The sequence below is a fragment of the Paraburkholderia sp. EG286B genome (assembly GCF_040965655.1).
Taxonomy (GTDB): domain Bacteria; phylum Pseudomonadota; class Gammaproteobacteria; order Burkholderiales; family Burkholderiaceae; genus Paraburkholderia.
The window spans coordinates 191388-216507 of record NZ_JBFRCF010000014.1; the positions used below are offsets into that span (position 1 = coordinate 191388).

Sequence of the window (25120 nt, forward strand, 5' to 3'; positions counted from 1 at the left end):
GTGCGTACCACGCCAGGCTGGTCCGATCTCGTGCATCTTGCGGCGCGCATGACCGCGCGCGACTGGCGCGCGGGCGAACTCACCATGCTGCTGTTCGCGCTCGTGCTGGCCGTGGCGGCGCTCGCCAGCGTCGGTTTTCTCGCCGACCGGCTGCAGCGCGGCCTCGAGCGCGATGCCCGGCGCATGATCGCCGCCGATTTCATCGTGCGCGCCGATCACCCCGTCGATCCCATGTTTGCGCGCGAGGCGCAGTCGCTCTCGCTGCGCACGGCGACCACGGCGATTTTCCCAAGCATGGTGAGTTCGGGGGCGCCGCAAGCTGCGGCAGCGGCGGGCGCTTCCGCCGCCGCGGGCGCAACGGCCACGCGTCTTGCCGCCGTCAAGGCCGTCTCGGCGGACTATCCGTTGCGCGGCGCGCTGCGCATCGCCGCGGCGCCGGGTGCGCCCGATCACGCGGCGCAAGGCATTCCGCCGCCCGGCACCGTCTGGGTGGACGACGAACTGCTCGACGCGCTCAAGCTCCATGTCGGCGACACGGTGAAGGTCGGCACGCGCACCTTCACCGTCAACGCGCTCATCACGAAAGAACTCGACCGCGGCTTTTCGTTCGTGAACTTCTCGCCGCGCCTCATGATGCGCGCCGACGAAGTCGCGTCGACCGGTCTGCTCGGCTATGGCAGCCGCGTGACTTACCGCCTGCTCGTGGCGGGCGCCGATCCGGCCGTCGCGCAGTTCGCGTCGTGGGCGCGTGCGCGCGTGGATGGCGGCAAGATGCGCGGCGTCGCGCTCGAATCGCTCCAGGACGGCCAGCCTCAGGTGCGCCAGACGCTCGACCGCGCGCGCCACTTCCTCACGCTCGTTTCGCTCCTGACGGCGCTGCTCGCGGCGGTGGCGATCGCCATGGCCGCGCATCGCTACACGCGCCGCCATCTCGACGCCTGCGCCGCGATGCGCTGCCTGGGCGCGAGCCAGCGCACGCTGCGCACGCTGTTCGTGCTGGAGTTCGCGGGGCTCGGGCTCGCGGGCGGCGCGGCGGGCGTGGCGCTCGGCTATGCAGGGCATCTCGCGCTGCTGGCGTGGCTCGGCAATCTCATCGACGTCGTGCTGCCGCAGCCCGGTCCGCTGCCCGTGCTCGAAGGCATCGCCGCGGGCCTAGTGCTGCTGCTCGGCTTCGCGCTGCCGCCGCTCCTGCCGCTCACGCGCGTGCCGCCGATGCGCGTACTGCGCCGCGAGTGGGGCGATGAAGGGCGTGCCGCGTGGGCGGCCTACGGCGTCGGCATCGCGCTGTTCGCGGGGCTGCTCGTGATCGCGGCGGGCGAACTCAAGCTCGGCGGCATCGTCGCCGGCGGTTTCGCGATCGGGCTGCTCGTCTTTGCCGGCGTGGCGCGCGTAGCGCTCTGGTGCGCGGCGCGCGTGGCGCGCAGCGGACGTCTCTCCGGCCAGGCGCGCGCGGGCGTGGGTTGGCGCTATGCCCTGGCGTCGCTCGAACGGCGGCCGGGCGCAAGCGCGCTGCAGATCACGGCGCTCGCCATCGGCCTCATGTGTCTGTTGCTGATCGCGATGACGCGCAACGACCTCGTCGAAGGCTGGCGCAAGTCCACGCCGCCCGACGCGCCCAACGAGTTCCTCATCGACATCCAGCCCGATCAGCGCGACGCCGTGGCCGCCTGGCTGCGCGCACATGGCATCGCCGGGGCTGCCGACAGCGATCTCCAGCCGATGGTGCGCGGGCGCCTCATCTCGATCAACGGCAAGCCCGTGAATCCCGACTCGTACCAGAGCGAGGACGCGCGCCGGCTCGTCGATCGCGAGTTCAATCTCTCGTACACGACGAAGCTGCCCGACGACAATCGCATCGAGGCCGGCAGCTGGTATGGCGATTCGGCCACGCCGCAGCTGTCGATCGAACAGGGACTCGCGAAGCTCATCAACGTGAAGCCCGGCGACGTGCTCAAGTTCGACGTGACGGGTCTGGAAGTCACGGCGCCCGTGACGAGCGTGCGCAAGCTCGATTGGGGCTCGTTCAAGGTCAACTTCTTCGTGCTGATGGCGCCCGAACTGTTGCGCGATTTTCCGGCGACGTACATCACGAGCTTTCATCTTGCGCCCGGACAGCGCCAGGTCGTGGACGGCCTCGTGGCCCGCTATCCCAACGTCACCGCGATCGACATCGCGCCGATTCTCGCGCAGATCGAGCGCGTGCTGGAGCAGGTGATCGGCGCCGTGCAGTTCCTCTTTCTCTTCACGCTCGCCGCCGGCGTGCTGGTGCTCTACGCGGCGCTCGCGGGCACGCGCGACGAACGCATGCGCGAGTCGGCGCTGCTGCGCGCGCTGGGGGCATCGCACCAGCAGGTGCGCGCGGTGCAGGTGGCCGAATTCATTTCCGTGGGTGCGCTCGCGGGGCTCATGGCGGCAATCGGCGCGCAGGCGGTGGGCTCGGTGCTCGCCACGCACGTGTTTCTCTTCTATCTTCCGTTCGATCCGTGGCTCCTGCCTGCCGGCATCGCCGCGGGCGTGGTGTGCGCGGGCGTGGGCGGCTGGATCAGCTTGCGGCACGTGCTCGCGCGGCCGGCGCTGCAGTCGCTGCGCGACGCGTAGTGCAGCAACCCGCGGCCACCCGCCACGCGCCGCTGTGCGAAAATCATCGGTCTACGGCAGTGCGCTGCCGTCCCTCTTTTTTCCTGATTCAACCGTATGACCGATCCAGCCGACGAAGCGCCGCAGAAACCCACGGCCTTCGAACTCGTCGGCGGCGAGGCGCGCGTGCGCGAACTCGTCGACCGTTTCTATGACCTGATGGACCTCGAAGCCGATTTCGCGGGCATCCGCGCGATGCATCCGCAGACGCTCGACGGTTCGCGCGACAAGCTGTTCTGGTTCCTCTGCGGCTGGCTTGGCGGCCCGGACCACTACATCGAGCGCTTCGGCCATCCGCGCCTGCGCGCGCGCCATTTGCCGTTCGCGATCGCCTCGTCGGAGCGCGACCAGTGGCTGCGCTGCATGGCCTGGGCGATGGAAGACGTGGGCCTGGCGGAGCCGCTGCGCGAGCGCCTGCTGCACTCGTTCTTCGATACCGCCGACTGGATGCGCAATCATCCGGGCTGATTGACTGCCCGAGTCACGGCGCGGGATTGTTCCGGTCCGCGGGCCGGTACAGTCAGGCGCTCACGCATCGCGGCCGTCCGGCGGGGCGTTTCGCCTCGCGGCCATAATGGGCCTTTGGCGGGCGGCCGGCTTCACGCGGCCCGCCGTACGCAAACAAGGAGACACCCACGATGACGACCACCCGCGCGCTCTTTCGCGAAGACGCCTATCTCACGCAGTGCGAAGCGACCGTGCTTGCCGTTGGCGAGGACGGCGTGCGGCTCGACCAGACCGTGTTCTATCCGCTCGGCGGCGGCCAGGCCGGCGACGCCGGCGCGCTGGTGCTCGCTGACGGCACGCGCATCGAGATCGCCGACACGCGCAAGGCGAAGTTCGAAGGCGCGACGCCCGACGACGCGCTCCACGTTCCCGCGCCCGGCCAGGACTCGCTGCTCGCGCGTCTCGCCGCGGGCGAGCGCGTGCGCGCCGAGATCGACTGGACGCGCCGTCACCGGCACATGCGCCTGCATACGGCGAGCCATTTGATGTGCGCGGTGCTGCCATATCCGGTGGACGGCTGCAGCATCACGGCCGACTATGCGCGCCTCGATTTCGCGACCGTCGAGCCGATCGAGCGCGAGATGGTGGAGGCGCGGCTCGCCGAGCTCGTGTCGGGCGCGCACGCGGTGGCGACCGAATGGATCACCGACGAGGAAATGGCGCAACGCCCAGAACTCGTGCGCACGATGAGCATGAAGCCGCCTATCGGCCTGGGCCGTGTGCGGCTCTTGCGTATCGATAACGTCGATCTGCAACCCTGCGGCGGCACGCACGTGCGCAGCACGCAGGAGATCGGCGCGCTGCGCGTGGCGAAGCTCGAGAAGAAGAGCGCGCGCACGCGGCGTCTCGTGCTGGAACTGGCGTCATGACTCTCGACGCGCGTGCGCGCGAGGTGCTCGACTTCTGGTTCGGCGCGCCGGGTTCGGAGGAGTTCGGCCGCGAGCGCAAGATGTGGTTCCGCAAGAGCGCCGCGTTCGACGCCAAACTGCGCGAACGCTTCGGCGCGCTGCTCGACGCCGCGTGTGCGGGCGAACTCGACACATGGTGCGAGACGCCCGAAGGCGCGCTCGCGCTTCTGATCGTGCTCGACCAGTTCTCGCGCAACTGCCACCGCGGCACGCCGCGCGCATTCTCCGCGGACGACAAGGCGCTCGGCATCGCACGCATGATGGTGGCGAGCGGCGCAGATCAGCGCCTGCCCACGCTGCAGCACCGCTCCTTCGCGTATCTGCCGTTCGAACACGCCGAAAGCGCCGAAGCGCAGCACGAATCGTTGCGTCTGTTCGGCGAACTGGCGAAGGATCCCGAAGGGAAGGGCTACTACGATTACGCGGTGCGCCACGCGCAGATCATCGAGCGCTTTGGGCGCTATCCACATCGCAACGCACAACTGGGCCGCGATTCCACCGACGAAGAAGCCGCATTCTTGCGCGAGCGGGGTTCGTCGTTCTAGCCGGGTCCGGCGCGCGGGCTCAGCGTCCGCCGCTCACGTCGAGCAGGGCGCCTGTGACATACGAGGCCGCGTCGCTCAGCAACCACACGATCGTTTGTGCGACTTCGTCGGCGCTGCCGGGCCGGCCGAGCGGCGTTTGCGCGCCGAGCACGGCCGCGCGATCGGGGCGGCCGCCGCTCGCGTGGATTTCGGTGTCGATGAGGCCGGGGCGCACCGCGTTCACGCGCACGCCCTGCGGACCGAGTTCCTTGGCGAGCCCGATCGTCATCGTGTCGACCGCGCCTTTCGACGACGCATAGTCCACATATTCGTTGGGCGAGCCAAGGCGCGCGGCAGCCGAAGAGACATTGACGATCGAGCCGCCGTCGCCGCCGCGATCCTTCGACATGCGCCGCGCCGCTTCGCGTGCGCACAGAAACGCACCGTACACGTTCACGTCGAACATGCGCTTCAGACGCTCGGCGCTCATGTCGGCGACCGGGCTGCCGGGCGCCACGATGCCCGCGTTGTTCACAAGCGCGTCGATGCGGCCATAGGCCGATTCGAGCGCGTCGAACATCGCGACGACGTCCGCCTCGCTCGCGACGTCGCCGCGCAGCACGCGCGCGTGGCCGCCTGCGCGGCCCACTTCGGCGGCGGTTTCGTCGGCGGCCGGTTCGTTGTGCAGATAGTTGACGCCCACGGTCCAGCCGTGTGCGCCAAGCAGACGCGCCGTCGCGCGGCCGATGCCGCGGCTTGCGCCGGTGATCAGGACAACCTTGCTCATCGCGATGGACTCGTCATGAAGGTAACTGCGCGTGGTGACTGCGGATCGTCGGGCGAACGGTGCGCGGCGGCCGGGTCAGACGTTCTCGCGCAAGTCCGCCCACTTGTCCTTCTCGGGCGCGTGGTAACGCTTGAGCCTGGCGATCAGCGCCACGGGATCGCCGTCGGTTTGCAGCATGTCGCGGTAGGTCTGACGCATGAAGCCTTCGCGCACTGTGTGATCGAGCAGCGCCATGAGCGGATCGTAGAAGCCGCCGATGTTCAACACGCCCACCGGCTTGCGGTGATAGCCGAGCTGCGCCCACGTATAGACCTCGAACAGCTCTTCGAGCGTGCCCGCGCCGCCCGGCATCGCGACGAAGGCGTCGGAGAGGTCGGCCATCATCTTCTTGCGGTGGTGCATGTCGGGCACGACGTGCAGCTCGGTCAGGCCCACATGGCCCACTTCCTTGTCCACCAGCAGCTTGGGGATCACGCCGATGGCGCGGCCGCCGCCCTCCATCACGGTGTCGGCGATCACGCCCATCAGGCCGACCTTGCCGCCGCCATAGACGAGCGCGAGGTTCGAGGCGACGAGCGCGCGGCCGAATGCCTGTGCGGCTTCGGTGTAAACCGGATTGGCTCCGGGCGAGGAGCCGCAATATACGCAGACTGCTTTCATTCGGCTTTGGCCTTTATTCGCGGTTGTCCTTCGCGGCGCCCGCACCTTCGCGCGGCGGCAGATAGTCGTAGAACTCGCGTTTGGCGAGCTTGCCCGAGACGAGATCGTCGAACAGCTCGCGCGCGCGGCCGCGCAGATACGGCGCCATCAGCGAGACGATCTGCACGCTGACCTGGTGCAGCTCGTCGCGAATCGCTTCCTGGTCGTTGTACTTGCGCGGATTCATCACGAACTGGTACGAGAGCCAGTAGGTGGCGATCACACCGATATTGGTGGAGATCACGTCGATCTCGGCGGGCGTGGCGACCATGTCGCCGTCTTCCATGAGCTGCTCGCAGAACTGCTTCGCGAAGTGCACCTTGTGGCTGATGATCTGCTTGAAGTGCATCTCCAGCGTGCGGTTGCGCGCGAGCAGGTCGTTCAGGTCGCGATAGAGAAAGCGGTAGCGCCACGTGAAGTCGACCATGTACTGCAGGTACGCCCACATCTCGTCGATGGTGGCGCGATGGTCCTCGGGGAAGCGCAGACGCTTTTCGATCTCCTGCTCGAACTGGCTGAAGATGCTGTTGATGATGTCGTCTTTGTTGCGGAAGTGGTAGTACAGGTTGCCTGGACTGATCTCCATTTCCTCGGCGATGGTCGTCGTGGTGACGTTCGGCTCGCCGATCTCGTTGAACAGCTTCAGCGACAGCTCGAGAATCCGTTCGCGTGTACGGCGGGGAGGTTTGGCATCCATGTCGTCCGGCCCTGAAAATGCAGTGCCGGGCTCAGGCGCCCGCTCGTATGTTGCGGTGCGCGCGGCCCGGACGCGGTTGGTCGTTTATAAGACTGTCGTTCGATTATAAACCGACGGCCCGCGCGCACCGACAGCTTGCGCCTGTCAGATGCCGGGGAGCGTGGCGAGGCCCCCCTGACTGGGGGGCGCGTGGCGCTAGAGTACGCCGATTCCGTGCAGCAGCAACGGGCCGAAACGGGGTACGAGAATCAGCCCCCAGGTCAGGACGCAGAGCAGCAAGGCGAGCGTAACCGCCGCGCTGCCCAGGTCCTTGGCGCGGCCCGAGAGCTCGTTGCGCTCGAGGCCGATGCGGTCCACCGCGTTCTCGATGCTCGAATTGAGCAGCTCGACGATCAGCACGAGGATCACCGAGCCAAGCAGCAGCACGCGCTCGACAGGTTCGACCGGAATGAACACGCCGATCGGCACGAGGATGGCCGAGAGCGTGAGTTCCTGGCGAAACGCGCTTTCCTCGCGGATGGCGGCGCGAAAGCCCTTGATCGAGTACTTGAGCGCTTTCCAGGCGCGGGTGATGCCGCGGTTGCCCTTGTAGGGGTTGAAGGGCAGCGGGGCGAGCGGATCGTCGGGGCCGAGCGGTTCGTGCAGATGCGGCGGCTCGGGCGGTTCCGGTGCGGCCGCGCGCGACCCAATGGGTGCAGTGGGCTTGGCGGGCTCGCTCGCCGACGCGGGTGCGGCTGGCGGCGCAACGCCAGGTGCCGCAGCGGCGGCAGCGCTCGCGCGCGGATCGAGCGCTTCGGCGGCGCGTGCGGCGCGCGTAGAGCCGCCGGCACGCTGGCTGGCTGGCGCATTGGGACTGCGTGCGCCCTGGGCGCTATGCGGCGGTAACGGAGGACGTGGCGTCATGGTGGTGCCAGGTAGAACCCCAGTATCGCACGCGTGTGAGACGGTTGCGCCGGGGCCGTCCGTGTCCCCGGCGCGCTCGCGGACAGTCGAAGCGCGCACCATAGCCGGTCTCGCGCTCAGGCAGCGGCGCTGGACGGCTCCATCGTCGCGCGCGAGCGCGGCTTGAGATGCGCCGCGAATTGCTCGGAGGCCGCACGCCACGAGAAGCGCTCGGCCCAGGCGCGCGCCTCGGCGCGGTCGATCTTCAACGCTTCGAGGCACGCTTCGCGCAGGTCTTCGTTCATCGAGCCCGCGCCGCCCGTGCCCAGTACATCGATCGGGCCCGTCACCGGGTAGGCGGCCACCGGCGTGCCGCATGCGAGCGCTTCGAGCAGCACGAGACCGAAGGTGTCGGTGCGGCTCGGGAACACGAATACGTCGGCGGCGGCGTAGACCTTCGCGAGCTCGGGCTGGCTCAGGACACCCAGGTAATTCGCCTGGGGATAGCGCGACTTCAGCTCGGCGAGCGCCGGGCCTTCGCCGCACACCCATTTCGAGCCAGGCAGATCGAGCTTGAGAAACGCCTCGACGTTCTTCTCCACGGCTACGCGCCCCACATACAGGAAGATGGGACGCGCCGTGTTGAGCACCTTGGAATCCATCGGCCGGAAGATGTCGAGGTCCACGCCGCGCGTCCACAGCACGACGTTCGTGAAGCCGAACTTCTCGAGGTCGGTCTTCACGACGGGCGTGGGCGCCATCACCGCGAGCGAAGGCTTGTGGAACCAGCGCAGGAAACGGTAGGTCGCCGCGAGCGGAATGCCGAAGCGCGCCTGCACGTACTCGGGAAAGCGCGTGTGATATGCGGTCGTGAACGGCAGGTCGTGGTCGATCGCATAGCGGCGTGCGGCGAGTCCGAGCGGACCTTCGGTCGCGATGTGGATCGCATCGGGCCCGAACGCGCTGATGCGTTCCTTCAGATGGCGCCTGGGAAACAGCGAGAGCTTGATTTCCGGGTAGGTGGGGCACGGTATCGTGCGGAACTCCAGCGGCGTGAGCAGTTCCACTTGATGCCCGAGCGCGATGAGTTCGCGCGTCGTGTTCTTCAGCGTTCGAACTACGCCGTTGACCTGCGGCTCCCATGCATCGGTCACGATCATTACTTTCATCGGTCGTCGGCCCTCTCGTCGTTCGGTAGTGCGGTTATGGCAGTTGCTGCGTAGCGGTATCAGTCGACACTCAGGCGGCGCTCACGCGCGCCTTGCGCGTCGAGACCTGCGCTTCCGGCGCGCGCTTCACGGTCCAGTAGACGATGCGCAACTCGCCCTCGAACGTCTCGACGAGCGCGGACAGGCTCTCCACCCAGTCGCCGTCGTTGCAGTACAGGATGCCGTCGATGTCGCGGATCTCGGCCTTGTGGATGTGGCCGCAGACCACGCCGTCGCAGCCGCGGCGGCGCGCTTCGTCGGTCATCACGCGCTCGAACGAGGAGATGAAGTTCACCGCGTTCTTGACCTGATGCTTGAGGTACTGCGAGAGCGACCAGTACTGGAAGCCGAGCTTCGCGCGCACGCGGTTGAACCAGCGGTTGAGCAGGAGGATCAGCGTGTAGGCCGAGTCGCCGAGATAGGCGAGCCACTTGGCGTGCTGGATCACGCCGTCGAAGAGATCGCCGTGCACGACCCACAGGCGCTTGCCGGTGAGCGTCGTGTGAAAGGCTTCCTCGCGCACGTGGATGTCACCGAACGCGAGATTGCAGAACTGGCGCGCGCTCTCGTCGTGGTTGCCCGGGATGTAGATGACCTGGGTGCCCTTGCGCGCCTTGCGCAGCACCTTTTGCACGACGTCGTTGTGCGCCTGGGGCCAGTACCAGCCCTTCTTCAACTGCCAGCCGTCGATGATGTCGCCCACGAGGTACAGATACTCCGACTCGTTGTGGCGCAGAAAATCGAGCAGATACGACGCCTGGCAGCCGCCCGTGCCGAGATGGATATCGGAGAGCCAGATCGTGCGGTAGCGGGTGGGATCGGGATGGTCGTCGTCGTGGGAGCCGGTGGTGGGGGCGTCGTCGATCGACGAGGGCGGCAGGGGCGGGACGGGAAAGGTGGCTCCGCCGGGAGAGGGGTGGAACGTGGCGGAGTCGGTGCCTCGTCCGGTGGTCTGCCGGAACAGGGGGGTCGCTGACGTCTTTTGGGCCATGGCGCGCGCGGCAGGTTGTAATACGCGCATTGCGCCATGCCGCCGTGACGGCAACATGACAGTCACGAGAAGGTCTCGTTACGCAGTCCCAGGGGGCACCGTGCAGCCGCTTTTCCGGCGCGGCGGGGGATGTCGTGCGGCGGCTACGCCTTCGCGCCCTGTGGCGCGATTGCGACAATGCGCGTGCCCGCTATGCGGTCGTGAAGGAACTGGCGGTCGTGGGAGAAGCGGGCGCTCGCGGCCCAGGTCACGAACCAGCAGGCAACGAGCGCAAGCGTGTGCGGAATCGAAAGTTCGAGCGGCGAATGCAGCACGAGCGGCGGCAGGAACCAGAGCCACGCGGCGAGGTAGCGCAGCGTCGCTCGCGCGAGCGTGGGCGGCCCGCCGTCCGGGCCGACCACACGCAGGCGCCAGGTCTTCATCGGCAGCGTTTGGCCGCCCTTGTGCCAGAAGCCGACGAAGTATGCGCCGACCACAAAGATGATCCAGGCCGCCATCGCGTTGTGATGCGTGTAGCCGTTGCGCTGCTGCAGGACGAGGCTGAACGCGAGCCCGGCGGCGAAGACGACGCCGAACAGCAGCACGCTTTCGTAGACGAATGCGGCGAGGCGGCGGCGAATCGAAACGGGCGCAGGTTCAACCGGGAAGACGGCGGCAGACGGCAGGGCGGCGGCTTGGGCGCTTTCGGACACGATGGCGTCAGTTCGGGGACGGGACGTCCCAAGCATAACCTCGAACACGCGCGCGGCGAAGTGACCGCAACGCCGCGGCGGGGTTAACGAGGGGGGGCTGCGAGCGCCTTGGTAGAGGCTTCAGGAGCCCTTGAACGCCGCGGGGGCTTCGGCGGGCGAGACAGGGATGGGCGTGGCCGGCACGAAGCTGCCGGCGGCGGGAATGCCCGCCGCAAACGACGAAGCCACGGCCGGCTCGCTCGGCGCGCCAGGCGAGGCGGGTGCGAGACCCGAGCCCGTGCTGCTCGCGCCAGCCGCGCCCGATGCCCCGGTGACGCCTGCGGGCGCATGTGGCAGGCCGCGGTGATCGCGCTCGTTGACGAGGCGCTGGATATCGCGAATCTCGCTCTTGTTGCCGCTGGGCGGGGCGCTCACGACGGTGGGCCGGCGCTTGTGCTCGCTCTGGGCAAGGCGTTCTTTCTGTTCTTCGGGGAGTTGCTGGTAAGCCTTCCAGGCGCGCTGGCGCGCCTGCGCCGGCAATTCCTTGGATACCTGGTAGTTTTCGCGCGCGACACGCCGTTGCTCCGGCGTCATGCCGACCCATTCCGCCATGCGCTCATGCAGGCGCTTCTGCGCTTCGGGCGACATTTTCGGGTAACGGGCGGCGATCTTCAGCCATTTGCGCTTGCGCTCGTCGCTGAAGCGGTCCCATTCGACGGCGAACGGCGCGAGCGCGGCGTGCTGCGCATCGCTCAGATGCGCCCACGCGAGCGGATTGGACTGGCCCGGCAACGGCGCGAACGTGGTCGTGACCGAATTATCGACCGCGGGCGCTTTCACCTGCGCGGGCGCGCCAGCGGTGTTTTCACCAGTGGGCTCGGGATGAAAGCGCGGGTAGGTCGCCACATACGACACGACTGCCGCGACCACACATCCAATGACAACGGCCAGGCCGCGCTTGTAACTCACCCCGTCAGTCTCCTGCTCAGATTTCCTTAGTGCGCGCGCGTCAGATACGCGTTGAACCCGTGATCGAGGTAGGCCGTGAGCGGCAGGTCGTCGCTCAGCATGGCCGCGTCGATATCGGCGAGTTCAGCGGTGCGTTGCTGATCTTCGAAGTACGCGATGGCAAAGAGGCCCGCCACGAGTGCCGCGAGCGGCCAGGCGAGCGCGAAGCGCGCAAGTGCCGAACGGCGCCGCGCGGGCCGGTGCGTGGGGGCGCCGGACAGACTGCCGACGCCGGCCGCGGCGAGCGCCGGGGCGCGCACGAGCACGACCTCGGCCTTTTTCTGGGCGAGTGCGGTCTTGCGTGCGGCGGCGAGTCGCGCGGTGGTAGCAGCGGGCAGGTTGGCGGCGCTCTCGTCGAGCGCACGACGCATTTCCCGCACGAACGCCAGTTCTTTATTTTCGAGGGCGGAGCTCATAGGGTGATTCCTTTGGCCTTGAGCGCTTGAGCCAGCGTGTGGGTGGCCCGAGAGCAGTGCGTTTTCACGCTGCCTTCGGAGCAGCCCATTGCGGCGGCAGTCTCGGCGACATCCATATCCTCCCAGTAACGCATCAGAAACGCCTCCCGTTGACGTGCCGGTAATTTCTGGATTTCGTCGTCGATCATCTGGAGCACCTGGGCGCGCTCGATCTGCTGCTCGCTGCTCTCGGCGCCAGCCGTGCCCTGCTCGGCCTCGAAGGTCTCGAGGGGGTCGAACTCCTCGTCTTCGGAATTGCCGAGCGACGAAAACAGGCTCACCCATGTATTGCGTACTTTCTGCCGACGAAAATAGTCGTGCATCGTATTTTGCAAAATACGCTGAAAGAGCAGGGGAAGTTCTGCGGCCGGGCGGTCTCCGTATTTTTCCGCGAGCTTGATCATCGCGTCCTGCACGATGTCGAGCGAGGCGTCGTCGTCCCTTACGGCGTAGACCGTCTGCTTGAACGCGCGTCTTTCGACGCCCGCCAGAAAGTCGGCGAGTTCCTTGTCTGATGCCATCCGTTGCAGGGCGCCGCCGCCAGCGTACGCGTAATCGTTCGAAAAATGTCGTAAAACTCGCGGATCCTAGCAAATTTTCGCGCCAACAGGGTAGCGGAAAGGCCGTGAGAATGCTTCGCATCATGGAGGCGCCGGCCCTGGTGGCTTGCCTGCCTGCCCTTGGCCGGCGCCGCGAGGCGTGCGCGCTGTCGCAACGTTCGTGCCCGCTTTCCTAATAATTGCTTGACCGAAAGGCATCGAGCCGCTATCTTCGACGGTTCGCAACATAAGTGACTTGTCTCAATTCGGATGTGGCCCAAGAAGCTCATCTGTCAACTGGACGCGCCGCTTGAACCCGAGCCACAAGCCCGGCAGAGAGCACCCGATCAATTTTTTGCCGAAAATTCGAAAGGTCAATGATGAACATGCCCAGCGCGGAATTCTCCACGTCGGTCCCCCCTTCGCAAGAATCTGACCCTCAAGCTCATACCTCCATCGGCGGAACCGTGCTGATGAAGGCGCTCGCGGACGAGCAGGTCGAATTCATCTGGGGCTATCCCGGCGGCTCGGTGCTCTACATTTACGACGAGCTGTACAAGCAGGACAAGATTCAGCACGTTCTCGTGCGCCACGAACAGGCAGCCGTGCACGCGGCCGACGCCTACGCGCGTTCGACCGGCAACGTCGGCGTGTGTCTCGTGACCTCGGGGCCTGGCGTCACCAATGCGGTGACGGGCATCGCGACGGCCTACATGGACTCGATCCCGATGGTGATCATCAGCGGCCAGGTGCCTACCGCCGCGATTGGTCAAGACGCCTTCCAGGAGTGCGATACGGTCGGCATCACGCGTCCCTGCGTGAAGCACAACTTCCTCGTGAAGGACGTGCGCGACCTCGCCGCTACCGTCAAGAAAGCCTTTTACATTGCGCGCACCGGCCGTCCCGGCCCCGTGCTGATCGACATTCCGAAGGATGTGTCGAAGACGCCGTGCACGTATGAACCGATCAAAAACGTCGCGCTGCGTTCGTACAATCCGGTCACCAAGGGCCATTCGGGGCAGATCCGCAAGGCGGTGTCGCTGCTCCTCTCGGCCAGGCGTCCGTATATCTATACCGGCGGCGGCATCATCCTCGCGGATGCGTCGCGCGAACTGAACCAGTTCGCCGACCTGCTCGGCTACCCGGTCACGAACACGCTGATGGGTCTGGGCGGCTACCGCGCGAGCGACCGCAAGTTCCTCGGCATGCTCGGCATGCACGGCACCTACGAAGCCAACATGGCGATGCAGCACTGCGACGTGCTGATCGCGATCGGCGCGCGCTTCGACGACCGTGTGATCGGCGACCCGGCGCACTTCGCCTCGCGTCCGCGCAAGATCATCCACATCGACATCGATCCGTCGTCCATCTCGAAGCGCGTGAAGGTCGATATCCCCATCGTCGGCGACGTGAAGGAAGTGCTCAAGGAGCTCATCGAGCAGCTTCAGCACGCCGAACACGGCCCGGATACGGCCGCGCTCGCCGACTGGTGGAAGGACATCGAAGGCTGGCGCGAGAAGAACTGCCTGAAGTTCGACCGTTCGAGCGAGATCATCAAGCCGCAGTACGTGGTGGAGAAGGCGTGGGAACTCACGGGCGGCAACGCGTTCGTGTGCTCGGACGTGGGCCAGCACCAGATGTGGGCCGCGCAGTTCTACCGCTTCAACCAGCCGCGCCGCTGGATCAACTCCGGCGGCCTCGGCACTATGGGCTTCGGCCTGCCGGCGGCGATGGGCGTGAAGATGGCGCACCCGGACGACGACGTGCTCTGCATTACGGGCGAAGGCTCGATCCAGATGTGTATTCAGGAGCTGTCGACCTGCAAGCAGTACGACACGCCCGTGAAGATCATTTCGCTGAACAACCGCTATCTCGGCATGGTCCGCCAGTGGCAGCAGATCGAATACAGCAAGCGCTATTCGCATTCCTATATGGATGCGCTGCCTGACTTCGTGAAGCTCGCCGAAGCGTACGGCCACGTCGGCATGCGGATCGAAAAGACGGCGGACGTCGAGCCGGCGCTCAAGGAAGCGCTGCGTTTGAAGGACCGCACGGTGTTCCTCGATTTCCAGACCGACCCTTCCGAAAACGTCTGGCCGATGGTACAGGCCGGCAAGGGCATCACCGAGATGCTGCTCGGCTCGGAAGACCTGTAACGGTATTTGCACGGCGCCGTTCCGACCTCGCGCGGCGCGCGTCCACACAAGGGGCGCGCGGGTTCGCGGGGAAGGGCGGCAGCCGCATCTGCCAAATGCGAAAACTGGATAAATCGCGGATCACATCATGAGACACATTATTTCCGTTCTGCTGGAAAACGAGCCGGGCGCGCTCTCGCGCGTGGTCGGCCTCTTCTCGGCACGCGGCTACAACATTGAAACCTTGACGGTGGCGCCGACCGAAGACCGTTCGCTGTCGCGCATGACCATCGTTTCCATTGGCTCGGACGACGTGATCGAACAGATCACGAAGCATCTGAACCGCCTGATCGAGGTGGTGAAAGTGGTCGACCTTACCGAGGGCGCCCACATCGAGCGCGAGCTGATGCTGATCAAGGTAAGGGCGGTCGGCAAGGAACGTGAGGAGATGAAGCGGATGGCGGATATTTTCCGCGGCCGTATCATCGACGTCACCGAAAAGACCTACACGATCGAACTGACGGGCGCGAGCGACAAGCTCGACGCGTTCATCGAAGCGATCGATGCGACCGCGATTCTCGAAACCGTCCGTACGGGCGGCTCGGGCATTGGGCGCGGAGAGCGCATTCTGAAGGTGTGACCCGACCACAGTCGATCTTGCACCGGAACCTGACCGGATGCGTCCTCAATCGCATCCGGTGCAGCAAAAGCTAATAGCAGTACCGAAATTCACCAGACTCTCGCCAAGGAACCAACATGAAAGTTTTCTACGACAAGGACGCCGATCTCTCCCTCATCAAGGGCAAGCAGGTCACGATCATCGGTTACGGCTCGCAAGGCCACGCACACGCGCTGAACCTGAAGGACAGCGGCGTGAACGTCACGGTCGGTCTGCGCAAGAACGGCGCATCGTGGAGCAAGGCTGAGAACGCCGGCCTGCAGGTCAAGGAAGTGGCCGAAGCGGTGAAGAACGCCGACGTCGTCATGATGCTCCTGCCCGACGAGCAGATCGCCGATGTCTACGCGAAGGAAGTCCACGCGAACATCAAGAACGGCGCAGCGCTCGCGTTCGCCCACGGCTTCAACGTGCACTACGGCCAGGTGATCCCGCGCGCGGATCTGGACGTCATCATGATCGCCCCGAAGGCGCCGGGCCACACGGTTCGCGGCACGTACTCGCAAGGCGGCGGCGTGCCCCACCTGATCGCTGTCCACCAGGACAAGTCGGGCGCAGCGCGTGACATCGCTCTGTCGTACGCAGCAGCGAACGGCGGCGGCCGTGCCGGCATCATCGAAACGAACTTCCGCGAAGAAACCGAAACCGACCTGTTCGGCGAACAAGCCGTGCTGTGCGGCGGTACGGTCGACCTGATCAAGGCTGGCTTCGAAACGCTGGTCGAAGCAGGCTACGCGCCGGAAATGGCTTACTTCGAGTGCCTGCACGAACTGAAGCTGATCGTCGACCTGATCTATGAAGGCGGCATCGCCAACATGAACTACTCGATCTCGAACAACGCCGAGTACGGCGAGTACGTGACGGGCCCGCGCGTCATCACGGCCGAGACGAAGAAGGTCATGAAGGAAGTCCTGAAGGACATCCAGACCGGCGAATACGCCAAGAGCTTCATCCTGGAAAACAAGGCCGGCGCACCGACGCTGCAATCGCGCCGCCGCCTCGGCGCCGAGCACCAGATCGAAGTGGTCGGTGCGAAGCTGCGCGCGATGATGCCGTGGATCGCCGCGAACAAGCTCGTCGACCAGTCGAAGAACTAATCTGACGGTATCAATCTGATCGCGTGCACGGTTTTATGCCAGCACTGATCAGTTTGACCTGAGTCAGACCCGAAAAAGCCGCCCAGGTGGGATGAACCCTGGGCGGCTTTTGCTATCCTACGGTTTTTAAAATAACAGCGAAGCCACCATGAATTACCCTCATCCGATCATCGCGCGCGAAGGCTGGCCGTTCATCGCCATTGCGGCCGTCGTGGCGCTCTTGATCCATGCGGTCGCAGGCTTCGGACTCGCATGGCCCTTCTGGCTGATCCTGATCTTCGTCGTCCAGTTTTTCCGCGATCCGCCGCGCCCGATTCCGAGCCAGGCCAACGCCGTCCTGTGCCCGGCGGACGGCCGCATCGTTGCCGTGGAAACCGCGCACGACCCGTATGCAAACCGTGAAGCGCTCAAGATCAGCGTGTTCATGAACGTCTTCAACGTGCACTCGCAACGCTCGCCCGTGGACGGCGCCGTCGCCAAGGTCGAGTACTTCCCGGGCGCGTACCTGAACGCCGCCATCGACAAGGCTTCGACCGAGAACGAGCGCAACGCCGTGGTCCTGACGATGGCCGACGGCACGACCGTCACCTCGGTGCAGATCGCGGGCCTGATCGCGCGCCGCATTCTCTGCTACGTGCGTGCCGGTGAGCCGCTGTCGCGCGGCCAGCGCTATGGCTTCATCCGCTTCGGCTCGCGCGTCGACGTCTACCTGCCCGTGGGCAGCCGCCCGCGCGTGTCGATCGGCGAGAAGGTTTCCGCCTCGTCGACGATCCTCGCCGAACTGCCGACCCAATCGGCATAAAGGAGGGCTGCGATGGCCGGATTCAAACAGCGTCGACCCCGTAACCCCGCCGGCGCGCCGCTGCCGCGGCCGTTCCGGCGCAACAAGGCCGTGCAGGAGCCGATGGGCGTCGCCGCGAACCGGCGCGCGGCGCGCCAGGAGTTCCTGAAGAAGCGCGGCATCTACCTGCTGCCCAACGCGTTCACCACGGCGGCGCTCTTCTGCGGCTTCTTCGCGGTCGTGCAGGCCATGAACGTGCGCTTCGAGGTGGCGGCCATCGCCATTTTCGTGGCGATGGTGCTCGACGGCATGGACGGGCGCGTGGCGCGCATGACGCACTCGCAAAGTGCGTTCGGCGAGCAGTTCGACAGCCTCTCGGACATGGTGTCGTTCGGTGTGGCGCCCGCGCTCGTGATGTACGAGTGGGTGCTCAAGGATCTCGGGCGCTGGGGCTGGCTCGCGGCTTTCGTCTACTGTTCGGGCGCGGCGCTGCGTCTTGCGCGCTTCAACACGAACATCGGCGTGGTGGACAAGCGCTTCTTCCAGGGCCTGCCGAGCCCGGCTGCGGCCGCGCTCATCGCCGGCTTCGTCTGGCTCGCCACCGACAACCGCGTGCCCGTGAAGCTCTCGTGGCTGCCGTGGGTGGCCTTCGTGCTGACGATCTACGCGGGCGTGACGATGGTGTCCAACGCGCCGTTCTACAGCGGCAAGGCGCTCGACGTGCGCCATCGCGTGCCGTTCGCGGCCACGCTGCTCGTGGTGGTGGCGTTCGTGCTCGTGTCGTCCGATCCGCCGTTGATGCTGTTCGGCCTGTTCGTGCTCTACGGCCTCTCGGGCTATGTGTTCTGGGCGTACCAAGCCGTGCGCGGACGCTCGAACCCGGCGCGTTCGTCGCCGCGCGAGCGGTAGGGCGCGGGTGGGGGAGTGCTGCAAAAAAGGGGCTGCGCGCGAGCGCGGCCCTTTTTCTTTTGGCGGGCGCCAACGCTGGTCTGCCTATACCGGCCGTCCACGTCGGTTGCCTCCAATTGCGCTATCGGCGGATTCCGGCTATAGTCGGCGGCATGGACACCATCCAGTTCCCCCTCTTCTCCCTTCAAGCCGGCGCGCGACTAAGCACGCTAGCGCTAGCGCGCCTGCCGCGCTGATCTCGCTCGCCCTCCGTAAGCCTCGTTCATTGTCAGCGTCGCCATCGGTGGCGCGAACACCCAAAATCCGTTTTAGACACTGAACAAGTCCCCCTGGAGACCCGAAATGGCAGCAGACAAGCTCATCATCTTCGATACGACGTTGCGTGACGGCGAGCAGTCGCCCGGTGCGTCGATGACGAAGGAAGAGAAAATCCGCATCGCGAAGCAGCTCGAGCGCATGAAGGTCGACATCATCGAAGCCGGCTTCGCAGCCAGCTCGAACGGCGACTTCGACGCGATCCACACGATCGCCGGCATGGTGAAGGACAGCACGATCTGCTCGCTCGCCCGCGCGAACGACAAGGACATCCAGCGCGCCGCCGACGCGCTCAAGCCCGCCGACCACTTCCGCATCCACACGTTCATCGCCACCTCGGCGCTGCACATGGAGAAGAAGCTGCGCATGTCGCCCGAGCAGGTGCTCGAGCAGGCGAAGCTGGCCGTGCGCTTCGCGCGCAAGTTCACGAACGACGTGGAGTTCTCGCCGGAAGACGGCAGCCGCTCGGACATGGACTTCCTGTGCCGCGTGCTCGAAGCCGTGATCAACGAAGGCGCGACCACGATCAACATCGCCGATACGGTCGGCTACGGCATTCCCGAGCTGTACGGCAACCTCGTGAAGACGCTGCGCGAGCGCATTCCGAACTCGGACAAGGCCGTGTTCTCGGTGCACTGCCACAACGACCTCGGCATGGCCGTGGCGAACTCGCTGGCCGGCGTCCAGATCGGCGGCGCGCGTCAGGTGGAGTGCACGATCAACGGTCTCGGCGAGCGCGCGGGCAACACGTCGCTCGAAGAAATCGTGATGGCGGTCAAGACCCGCAAGGACTACTTCGGTCTCGATCTCGGCATCGACACCACGCAGATCGTGCCGGCTTCGAAGCTCGTTTCGCAGATCACCGGTTTCGTCGTGCAGCCGAACAAGGCCGTGGTCGGCGCCAACGCGTTTGCGCACGCTTCGGGCATCCACCAGGACGGCGTGCTCAAGGCGCGCGACACCTACGAGATCATGCGCGCGGAAGACGTGGGCTGGAGCGCGAACAAGATCGTGCTCGGCAAGCTCTCGGGCCGCAACGCGTTCAAGCAGCGCCTGCAGGAACTGGGCATCCAGCTCGACAGCGAAGGCGAACTGAACAACGCGTTCGCGCGCTTCAAGGAACTGGCCGACCGCAAGTCGGAAATTTTCGACGAAGACATCATCGCGATCGTCACGGAAGAGTCGGCGCAGGCGCAGGACCAGGAGCACTTCAAGTTCATCTCGCTCGCGCAGCATTCGGAGACGGGTGAGCGTCCGCACGCGCGCGTCGTGTTCTCGGCCGACGGCAAGGAAGTGACCGGCGAAGCCGCGGGCAACGGCCCGGTGGACGCCACGCTCAACGCGATCGAAACCGAAGTGGGCAGCGGCTCGGAGCTGTTGCTGTACTCGGTGAACGCGATCACGACGGGCACCCAGGCGCAGGGCGAAGTGACGGTGCGTCTCTCGAAGGCCGGCCGCATCGTCAACGGCGTGGGCACCGATCCGGATATCGTCGCCGCTTCGGCGAAGGCATATATCTCGGCGCTCAACAAGCTCTACTCGGGCGACAAGGTCAATCCGCAGCGCTCCGAAGCGGTGTAAGCGGTGGCGAGGCATCTTGCCTCGCTCGCATCGCCAGGCTATCAAAAACCCCCGGCTCGCGAGAGCGCGGGGGTTTTGTTTTTTGCTGCGCCAGGGGCGCGATCAAAACAATCAGAACAGGCTGCGGCGATCCGGATCGTGCAGCGGATCGGGCGTCTTCTGCGTGAGCCGCAGAATGCCCTGGTCGTCGAAGTAGAAGCTGTAGAGCATGTACCAGACGTTGTCTTCGAGGTAGCGGTAGGTCCACGCTTCCTTCTTCATCAGCGGGAAGTAGGAGGTTTCGACCGGGCGGCCGAAGTTCACGAGCACGTCGGCGCGCGTCCATTTGCCGATTTCCGCGCGATAGAACTCGTTGGGCTGCAGCACCTGGCGCACGTTCACGACCTTGCCACTCGCGTCGATGTCGGCGGCCGTGGTGACTTCGCCCATCGGCTGGGTCGGCCACATCAGGCGCTTGCCGCCGTCGGGCAAGTCGTAGGTTTCGGCCGGCGGGCCGAAGCGGGCGATCACGGACTGCGCGTCGTCGCCTGCATGGAATTGTTGCCACGGCTGGGCGCAGCCGGCGAGCGCGAGTGCGCCCACGCCCGCGAGGAGCCCGAGACGCAGGCGGCGCGAGGCGAGGCGCATGGGCGTTGCGAGCGAGGTTGAGAGGCGCGTGAACATGATGTCCCCCGATGGCAAGGTTTCAATGACCGCCGTGAATGTGGAACCCTTATTTTGACACGGCGCGAGGCGCTCGCGGGGCGGGCCTGTCCGGGCACGCGGTGGATCGCGGCCTTGCCGTCGCCCCGTCTCGCGGCCTATGATCCGCGCTTCGAATGACAATCGGGCTGGCATCAAACAATGAGAGATAAGCGCATGACGGCACGCATGGCGCGTGCGGCGGCGATCATGGTCGCCATGACGGCGCTGGCGGCAGGCCTTGCGGCCGCAACCGGCGCACAGGCGGATGAGGTGCCGACCGGCAAGCCGATCCAGCTCGCGCTCATCGAAGGCATGTCCGGCCCGTTCGCGGACGCGGGCGCGGCCGTCGAGCGCAATCTGCGCTTCGGCGTGGAGCGCGTCAATGCGCGCGGCGGCGTCGTGCTGCGTGACGGGGCGCATCCGCTCGAACTGGTGACGCTCGACAGCAAGGGCAGCCCCGAGGCGGCGCTCGTGCAACTGCGCATGGCGCAGGACCGCCACATCGGCTATGTCATGCAGGGCAACAGCTCGGCGGTGGCGGCTGCGCTCGAGTCGGCGGTCGATCGCCAGGCCACGCGCGATCCGCAGAACCGCGAGCTCTTCCTCAACTATTCCGCCGACGACCCCGCGCTCACCAACGCGAATTGCAGCTTCTGGCATTTCCGCTTCGACGCGCACGCGGGCATGCGCATGGACGCGCTCGCGGACGTGATCGCCGCGGACAAGTCGGTGAAGAAGGTCTATCTGCTCAACCAGGACTACAGCTTCGGCCACGATGTGAGCACGCTCGCCCGCGCCGCGCTGGCGAAGGACCGTCCGGACATCGCCATCGTCGGCGACGAGTTCCACCCCATTGGCCGCGTGAAGGACTTCGCGCCGTATATCGCCAAGATTCGCGCCGCGGGCGCCGACGCCGTCATCACGGGAAACTGGGGCAATGACCTCACGCTGCTCGTGAAGGCTGCACGCGAGCAGGGCCTCGACGCGAAGTTCTACACCTTCTACGGCAACAGCCTCGGCGCGCCGGCGGCGCTGGGCGACGCGGGCGTGAAGCGCGTGATCGCCGTGGCCGACTGGCATCCGAACGCGGGCGGTGCGGCTTCCGACGCGTGGTACAAGTCCTTCCGGGCACGCTATCCGGCAGCGAAGGACGACTACCCGGTGCTCCGCATGTCGATGATGGTGGAGATGCTCGCTCAGGCCATGACGAAGGCGGGCACGGCCGACCCCGCGGCGGTCGCGAACGCGCTGGAGGGCATGCGCTTCGACAATGGCTTCCACCCCATGTGGATGCGCGCCGACGACCACCAGGTGATCCAGCCCCTTTACGTCATGGAGATGGACAGGCAGGGCACGCCCGGCGTGCGCAACGACAACGAGGGTTCCGGCTACGGCTTTCGCACGGTGCTGGCGCTGCCCGCGCAGCAGACCGTGCCCGCCACGGTCTGCCAGATGAAGCGGCCTTGACAGCGTCCCTTACAAGCGGTTTCGCGGCAAATCGGGGCTGTGCTACAATACGCCCCTTGTCGCGAACCTGCGGCAAGACAATCACGCAGTCAGAACCAAGCCACGGCACGGCCTTTCTTCCGTGACCGCTCGTTTGTTTTAAAGGAAAAGCAAAATGTCCGTAGCAGATATCAAGAAGTCCGACGTCGTCGCGCAATTCGCGCGCGGCACCAACGACACGGGATCGCCCGAAGTTCAGGTTGCACTCCTGACGTCGCGTATCAACGAACTGACTGGCCACTTCAAGTCGCACGCGAAGGACCACCACAGCCGCCGCGGTCTGCTGCGCATGGTGAGCCGCCGCCGTAAGCTGCTCGACTACCTGAAGGGCAAGGATGCTGATCGTTACCGCGCGCTGATCGAGAAGCTGGGTCTGCGTAAGTAATCGGAAGGTCTTCCGCAAAGATGCCTGTGTCAGTTCCACTGATGCAGGCATTTTGTTTTTTGAACGGTGCGCTTCATGCTGCTTTTCAGGCCGCTTCGATGCAAGAAACACCGGTCGGAAACACAAGGCATCACCACGTAGCACCAGCAGTACAAGCAGCAGGGCCGGGCCTCGGGGCAGAGCTTTGTGTCATTCCAGCAGATCGTACGCGGCGATGCGTCACAGCCGCACTGCAACCGTTTTGCAACCTCGCGATCCGCTGGAATGGCATAACACTCCTCTTCCTGCGCGGTGCCGGAGCCTGTCTTGCCGCATCGTCCGCGTGTGCGGGCGGCGCATAACAAATGAGTAAGGAGTGAGTGACCATGACCATGTTCAATAAAGTCGTGAAGGAATTCAAATGGGGCCAGCACAACGTGCGCCTCGAAACGGGTGAGATCGCCCGTCAGGCCAGCGGTGCTGTCATCGTCGACGTCGAAGACACCGTCGTGCTCGCGACCGTCGTCGGCGCGAAGACCGCCAAACCGGGTCAGGACTTCTTCCCGCTCACCGTCGACTACATCGAAAAGACCTATTCGGCCGGCAAGATCCCGGGCGGCTTCTTCCGCCGCGAAGGCCGTCCGTCGGAAGGCGAGACGCTGATCTCGCGCCTGATTGACCGTCCGCTGCGCCCGCTTTTCCCGGAAGGCTATTACAACGAAGTCCAGGTCGTGATCCACGTCCTGTCGATCAACCCGGAAGTCCCCGCTGACATCCCCGCGCTGATCGGCGCGTCGGCGGCTCTCGCGATCTCGGGCCTGCCGTTCAACGGCCCGGTGGGCGCCGCACGCGTCGCCTACATCAACAACGAGTACGTGCTCAACCCGACGCGCGCGCAGATCAAGGAATCGCGCCTCGACCTCGTCGTGGCCGGTACCGAGCGCGCCGTGCTGATGGTGGAATCGGAAGCCGACCAGCTGCCGGAAGACGTGATGCTCGGCGCCGTCGTGTTCGGCCACGAGCAGATGCAAACGGCCATCGACGCGATCCACGAACTGGTGCGCGACGGCGGCAAGCCGGAGTGGGACTGGACGCCGGCGCCGAAGGACGAAGCGCTCATCGCACGCGTCACGGCCATCGCCAACGACAACCTGCTCGCCGCGTATCAACTGCGCGACAAGCAGCAGCGTTCGACCAAGCTGAAGGAAGTCTACGCAGCGACGTCGGCCAAGCTCGAAGAAGAAGCGGCTGCGGCCGGCACGACGGCGGCCGACAAGGCCACGGTCGGCAACATCGTGTTCGACCTCGAAGCGAAGATCGTCCGTTCGCAGATCCTGAACGGCGAGCCGCGTATCGACGGCCGCGACACGCGCACGGTGCGCCCGATCGAGATCCGCACGGGCGTGCTGCCGCGCACCCACGGTTCGGCGCTCTTCACGCGCGGCGAAACGCAGGCACTGGTCGTCGCGACGCTCGGCACCAAGGGCGACGAGCAGATCATCGACGCGCTCGAAGGCGAGTACCGCGACCGCTTCATGCTCCACTACAACATGCCCCCGTTCGCGACCGGCGAAACGGGCCGTGTTGGCTCGCCCAAGCGCCGTGAAATCGGCCACGGCCGTCTCGCCAAGCGCGCGCTGGTCGCATGCCTGCCGAGCGCCGAAGAGTTCGGCTACTCGATCCGCGTCGTTTCGGAAATCACCGAGTCGAACGGTTCGTCGTCGATGGCTTCGGTGTGCGGCGGCTGCCTCGCGCTGATGGACGCCGGCGTGCCGATGAAGGCGCACGTCGCCGGCATCGCGATGGGCCTGATCCTCGAAGGCAACAAGTTCGCCGTGCTGACCGACATCCTCGGCGACGAAGATCACCTCGGCGACATGGACTTCAAGGTTGCGGGTACGGAAGCTGGCGTGACCGCGCTGCAGATGGACATCAAGATCCAGGGTATCACCAAGGAAATCATGCAGGTCGCGCTCGCGCAAGCGAAGGAAGGCCGCATGCACATCCTCGGCAAGATGACTTCGGCGGTGTCGGGCGTGAACACCGAACTGTCGGCGTACGCTCCGCGCATGATCACCATCAAGATCAACCCGGAAAAGATCCGTGACGTGATCGGCAAGGGCGGTTCGGTGATCCGCGCGCTGACGGAAGAAACCGGCACGACGATCGACATCTCCGACGACGGCGTCGTGACCATCGCTTCGACGTCGAGCGAAGGCATGGCCGAAGCGAAGAAGCGCATCGAAAACATCACGGCCGAAATCGAAGTGGGCCAGGTGTACGAAGGCGCGGTCCTCAAGCTGCTGGACTTCGGCGCGATCGTGAACCTGCTGCCGGGCAAGGATGGTCTGCTGCACATCTCCGAGATCGCCAACGAGCGCATCAAGGACATCAACGACTATCTGAAGGAAGGCCAGGTCGTGAAGGTCAAGGTCATCCAGACGGACGAGAAGGGCCGCGTGCGCCTGTCCGCCAAGGCGCTGCTCAACGAGCAGGCCAATGGCGGCGCACCGCAAGGCGAGCCGCAGCAGTAAAGCGGTAAGCTCCAACGGCCGGCAG

General features: G+C 65.7%; 24 protein-coding genes. 13 read left to right on the plus strand and 11 right to left on the minus strand.

The features are described 5' to 3' along the window. Positions 1 to 48: 48 nt before the first annotated feature. The 4 genes from AB4Y42_RS28285 to AB4Y42_RS28300 all read left to right on the plus strand — a co-directional run bounded on the left by AB4Y42_RS28285 (position 49) and on the right by AB4Y42_RS28300 (position 4597). Positions 49 to 2598 (plus strand): ABC transporter permease, encoded by a 2550-nt coding sequence (locus AB4Y42_RS28285; protein ID WP_368696004.1) that lies wholly within the window; start codon positions 49 to 51, stop codon positions 2596 to 2598. A 96-nt stretch (positions 2599 to 2694) separates the two neighbouring features. Beyond that, complete coding sequence (locus AB4Y42_RS28290) at positions 2695 to 3105, plus strand: group II truncated hemoglobin (protein ID WP_069265299.1); 411 nt, start codon at positions 2695 to 2697, stop codon at positions 3103 to 3105. 170 nt (positions 3106 to 3275) lie between these two features. Next, entirely contained in the window at positions 3276 to 4013 is a 738-nt protein-coding gene (locus AB4Y42_RS28295) for an alanyl-tRNA editing protein (protein WP_368695987.1), read from the plus strand. Beyond that, positions 4010 to 4597: a DUF924 family protein gene (locus tag AB4Y42_RS28300; RefSeq protein WP_368695988.1), complete on the plus strand. Its 588-nt coding sequence runs from the start codon at positions 4010 to 4012 to the stop codon at positions 4595 to 4597. Before AB4Y42_RS28295 ends, AB4Y42_RS28300 begins: the two co-directional genes overlap by 4 nt. A gap of 19 nt (positions 4598 to 4616) precedes the next feature. Here the strand turns inward: AB4Y42_RS28300 and AB4Y42_RS28305 are convergent, their stop codons facing one another. From AB4Y42_RS28305 to AB4Y42_RS28350, 10 genes are all read right to left on the minus strand, one after another. After that, the gene (locus AB4Y42_RS28305; protein WP_368690850.1) at positions 4617 to 5363 is read right to left on the minus strand and encodes an SDR family oxidoreductase; all 747 of its coding nucleotides are present in this window, start codon (positions 5361 to 5363) and stop codon (positions 4617 to 4619) included. A gap of 75 nt (positions 5364 to 5438) precedes the next feature. Continuing rightward, positions 5439 to 6023: a TIGR00730 family Rossman fold protein gene (locus AB4Y42_RS28310; protein ID WP_368690849.1), complete on the minus strand. Its 585-nt coding sequence runs from the start codon at positions 6021 to 6023 to the stop codon at positions 5439 to 5441. A gap of 13 nt (positions 6024 to 6036) precedes the next feature. After that, positions 6037 to 6759, minus strand: coding sequence for a TetR/AcrR family transcriptional regulator (locus AB4Y42_RS28315; RefSeq protein WP_028205698.1), 723 nt, complete (start codon positions 6757 to 6759; stop codon positions 6037 to 6039). 195 nt (positions 6760 to 6954) lie between these two features. After that, positions 6955 to 7662: a diacylglycerol kinase gene (locus AB4Y42_RS28320; RefSeq protein WP_368690848.1), complete on the minus strand. Its 708-nt coding sequence runs from the start codon at positions 7660 to 7662 to the stop codon at positions 6955 to 6957. A 116-nt stretch (positions 7663 to 7778) separates the two neighbouring features. Next, positions 7779 to 8810, minus strand: a complete 1032-nt coding sequence (locus AB4Y42_RS28325; protein WP_368690847.1) for a glycosyltransferase family 4 protein — start codon at positions 8808 to 8810, stop codon at positions 7779 to 7781. 70 nt (positions 8811 to 8880) lie between these two features. Beyond that, complete coding sequence (locus AB4Y42_RS28330; protein ID WP_368690846.1) at positions 8881 to 9840, minus strand: UDP-2,3-diacylglucosamine diphosphatase; 960 nt, start codon at positions 9838 to 9840, stop codon at positions 8881 to 8883. A 143-nt stretch (positions 9841 to 9983) separates the two neighbouring features. Further along, positions 9984 to 10568 (minus strand): RDD family protein, encoded by a 585-nt coding sequence (locus tag AB4Y42_RS28335; RefSeq protein ID WP_368690845.1) that lies wholly within the window; start codon positions 10566 to 10568, stop codon positions 9984 to 9986. An 84-nt stretch (positions 10569 to 10652) separates the two neighbouring features. Next, entirely contained in the window at positions 10653 to 11480 is an 828-nt protein-coding gene (locus AB4Y42_RS28340; protein WP_368695989.1) for a DUF3106 domain-containing protein, read from the minus strand. A 26-nt stretch (positions 11481 to 11506) separates the two neighbouring features. Next, the gene (locus AB4Y42_RS28345; protein WP_028205693.1) at positions 11507 to 11935 is read right to left on the minus strand and encodes a DUF3619 family protein; all 429 of its coding nucleotides are present in this window, start codon (positions 11933 to 11935) and stop codon (positions 11507 to 11509) included. Next, on the minus strand, positions 11932 to 12495 hold the full coding sequence (locus tag AB4Y42_RS28350; RefSeq protein ID WP_133182074.1) for an RNA polymerase sigma factor: 564 nt from the start codon (positions 12493 to 12495) through the stop codon (positions 11932 to 11934). Before AB4Y42_RS28350 ends, AB4Y42_RS28345 begins: the two co-directional genes overlap by 4 nt. A 398-nt stretch (positions 12496 to 12893) precedes the next feature. Between AB4Y42_RS28350 and AB4Y42_RS28355 the strand changes: the two genes are divergently transcribed. The 6 genes from AB4Y42_RS28355 to AB4Y42_RS28380 all read left to right on the plus strand — a co-directional run bounded on the left by AB4Y42_RS28355 (position 12894) and on the right by AB4Y42_RS28380 (position 20007). Further along, entirely contained in the window at positions 12894 to 14669 is a 1776-nt protein-coding gene (locus AB4Y42_RS28355; protein ID WP_368690986.1) for an acetolactate synthase 3 catalytic subunit, read from the plus strand. 127 nt (positions 14670 to 14796) lie between these two features. After that, positions 14797 to 15288: an acetolactate synthase small subunit gene (gene ilvN / locus AB4Y42_RS28360; RefSeq protein ID WP_027795483.1), complete on the plus strand. Its 492-nt coding sequence runs from the start codon at positions 14797 to 14799 to the stop codon at positions 15286 to 15288. Positions 15289 to 15404: 116 nt separating this feature from the next. Further along, a complete protein-coding gene (ilvC, locus tag AB4Y42_RS28365; RefSeq protein WP_028205689.1) occupies positions 15405 to 16421 on the plus strand; it encodes a ketol-acid reductoisomerase in 1017 nt (338 codons plus the stop codon). 148 nt (positions 16422 to 16569) lie between these two features. Beyond that, the gene (locus AB4Y42_RS28370; protein ID WP_028205688.1) at positions 16570 to 17223 is read left to right on the plus strand and encodes a phosphatidylserine decarboxylase; all 654 of its coding nucleotides are present in this window, start codon (positions 16570 to 16572) and stop codon (positions 17221 to 17223) included. Between the two features lie 12 nt (positions 17224 to 17235). Next, positions 17236 to 18111 carry a CDP-diacylglycerol--serine O-phosphatidyltransferase gene (pssA, locus tag AB4Y42_RS28375; protein WP_042271776.1) on the plus strand — a complete coding sequence of 292 codons (876 nt, stop codon included), beginning with the start codon at positions 17236 to 17238 and terminating at the stop codon, positions 18109 to 18111. A gap of 342 nt (positions 18112 to 18453) precedes the next feature. After that, a complete protein-coding gene (locus AB4Y42_RS28380) occupies positions 18454 to 20007 on the plus strand; it encodes a 2-isopropylmalate synthase (protein WP_133182076.1) in 1554 nt (517 codons plus the stop codon). A gap of 111 nt (positions 20008 to 20118) precedes the next feature. On the opposite strand, the gene AB4Y42_RS28385 is transcribed toward AB4Y42_RS28380, so the two are convergent. Next, positions 20119 to 20634, minus strand: coding sequence for a hypothetical protein (locus AB4Y42_RS28385; RefSeq protein WP_368690985.1), 516 nt, complete (start codon positions 20632 to 20634; stop codon positions 20119 to 20121). Between the two features lie 231 nt (positions 20635 to 20865). Here AB4Y42_RS28385 and AB4Y42_RS28390 point away from each other — a divergent pair, with 231 nt between their 5' ends. From AB4Y42_RS28390 to pnp, 3 genes are all read left to right on the plus strand, one after another. Further along, positions 20866 to 22158 carry a branched-chain amino acid ABC transporter substrate-binding protein gene (locus tag AB4Y42_RS28390; RefSeq protein WP_368690843.1) on the plus strand — a complete coding sequence of 431 codons (1293 nt, stop codon included), beginning with the start codon at positions 20866 to 20868 and terminating at the stop codon, positions 22156 to 22158. Positions 22159 to 22312: 154 nt separating this feature from the next. Continuing rightward, complete coding sequence (gene rpsO, locus AB4Y42_RS28395) at positions 22313 to 22582, plus strand: 30S ribosomal protein S15 (RefSeq protein ID WP_133182080.1); 270 nt, start codon at positions 22313 to 22315, stop codon at positions 22580 to 22582. A gap of 365 nt (positions 22583 to 22947) precedes the next feature. Next, on the plus strand, positions 22948 to 25095 hold the full coding sequence (gene pnp, locus AB4Y42_RS28400) for a polyribonucleotide nucleotidyltransferase (protein ID WP_201693548.1): 2148 nt from the start codon (positions 22948 to 22950) through the stop codon (positions 25093 to 25095). Positions 25096 to 25120 lie beyond the last annotated feature (25 nt).

Bases quoted from the DNA above. Each gene is read 5' to 3' on its own strand.
- AB4Y42_RS28285 (WP_368696004.1), top strand. From the start codon at position 49: ATGACCGCGCGCGACTGGCGCGCGGGCGAACTCACCATGCTGCTGTTC.
- AB4Y42_RS28290 (WP_069265299.1), top strand. From the start codon at position 2,695: ATGACCGATCCAGCCGACGAAGCGCCGCAGAAACCCACGGCCTTCGAA.
- AB4Y42_RS28295 (WP_368695987.1), top strand. From the start codon at position 3,276: ATGACGACCACCCGCGCGCTCTTTCGCGAAGACGCCTATCTCACGCAG.
- AB4Y42_RS28300 (WP_368695988.1), top strand. From the start codon at position 4,010: ATGACTCTCGACGCGCGTGCGCGCGAGGTGCTCGACTTCTGGTTCGGC.
- AB4Y42_RS28305 (WP_368690850.1), bottom strand. From the start codon at position 5,363: ATGAGCAAGGTTGTCCTGATCACCGGCGCAAGCCGCGGCATCGGCCGC.
- AB4Y42_RS28310 (WP_368690849.1), bottom strand. From the start codon at position 6,023: ATGAAAGCAGTCTGCGTATATTGCGGCTCCTCGCCCGGAGCCAATCCG.
- AB4Y42_RS28315 (WP_028205698.1), bottom strand. From the start codon at position 6,759: ATGGATGCCAAACCTCCCCGCCGTACACGCGAACGGATTCTCGAGCTG.
- AB4Y42_RS28320 (WP_368690848.1), bottom strand. From the start codon at position 7,662: ATGACGCCACGTCCTCCGTTACCGCCGCATAGCGCCCAGGGCGCACGC.
- AB4Y42_RS28325 (WP_368690847.1), bottom strand. From the start codon at position 8,810: ATGAAAGTAATGATCGTGACCGATGCATGGGAGCCGCAGGTCAACGGC.
- AB4Y42_RS28330 (WP_368690846.1), bottom strand. From the start codon at position 9,840: ATGGCCCAAAAGACGTCAGCGACCCCCCTGTTCCGGCAGACCACCGGA.
- AB4Y42_RS28335 (WP_368690845.1), bottom strand. From the start codon at position 10,568: ATGCTTGGGACGTCCCGTCCCCGAACTGACGCCATCGTGTCCGAAAGC.
- AB4Y42_RS28345 (WP_028205693.1), bottom strand. From the start codon at position 11,935: ATGAGCTCCGCCCTCGAAAATAAAGAACTGGCGTTCGTGCGGGAAATG.
- AB4Y42_RS28350 (WP_133182074.1), bottom strand. From the start codon at position 12,495: ATGGCATCAGACAAGGAACTCGCCGACTTTCTGGCGGGCGTCGAAAGA.
- AB4Y42_RS28355 (WP_368690986.1), top strand. From the start codon at position 12,894: ATGAACATGCCCAGCGCGGAATTCTCCACGTCGGTCCCCCCTTCGCAA.
- ilvN (WP_027795483.1), top strand. From the start codon at position 14,797: ATGAGACACATTATTTCCGTTCTGCTGGAAAACGAGCCGGGCGCGCTC.
- ilvC (WP_028205689.1), top strand. From the start codon at position 15,405: ATGAAAGTTTTCTACGACAAGGACGCCGATCTCTCCCTCATCAAGGGC.
- AB4Y42_RS28370 (WP_028205688.1), top strand. From the start codon at position 16,570: ATGAATTACCCTCATCCGATCATCGCGCGCGAAGGCTGGCCGTTCATC.
- pssA (WP_042271776.1), top strand. From the start codon at position 17,236: ATGGCCGGATTCAAACAGCGTCGACCCCGTAACCCCGCCGGCGCGCCG.
- AB4Y42_RS28380 (WP_133182076.1), top strand. From the start codon at position 18,454: ATGGCAGCAGACAAGCTCATCATCTTCGATACGACGTTGCGTGACGGC.
- AB4Y42_RS28385 (WP_368690985.1), bottom strand. From the start codon at position 20,634: ATGCGCCTCGCCTCGCGCCGCCTGCGTCTCGGGCTCCTCGCGGGCGTG.
- AB4Y42_RS28390 (WP_368690843.1), top strand. From the start codon at position 20,866: ATGACGGCACGCATGGCGCGTGCGGCGGCGATCATGGTCGCCATGACG.
- rpsO (WP_133182080.1), top strand. From the start codon at position 22,313: ATGTCCGTAGCAGATATCAAGAAGTCCGACGTCGTCGCGCAATTCGCG.
- pnp (WP_201693548.1), top strand. From the start codon at position 22,948: ATGACCATGTTCAATAAAGTCGTGAAGGAATTCAAATGGGGCCAGCAC.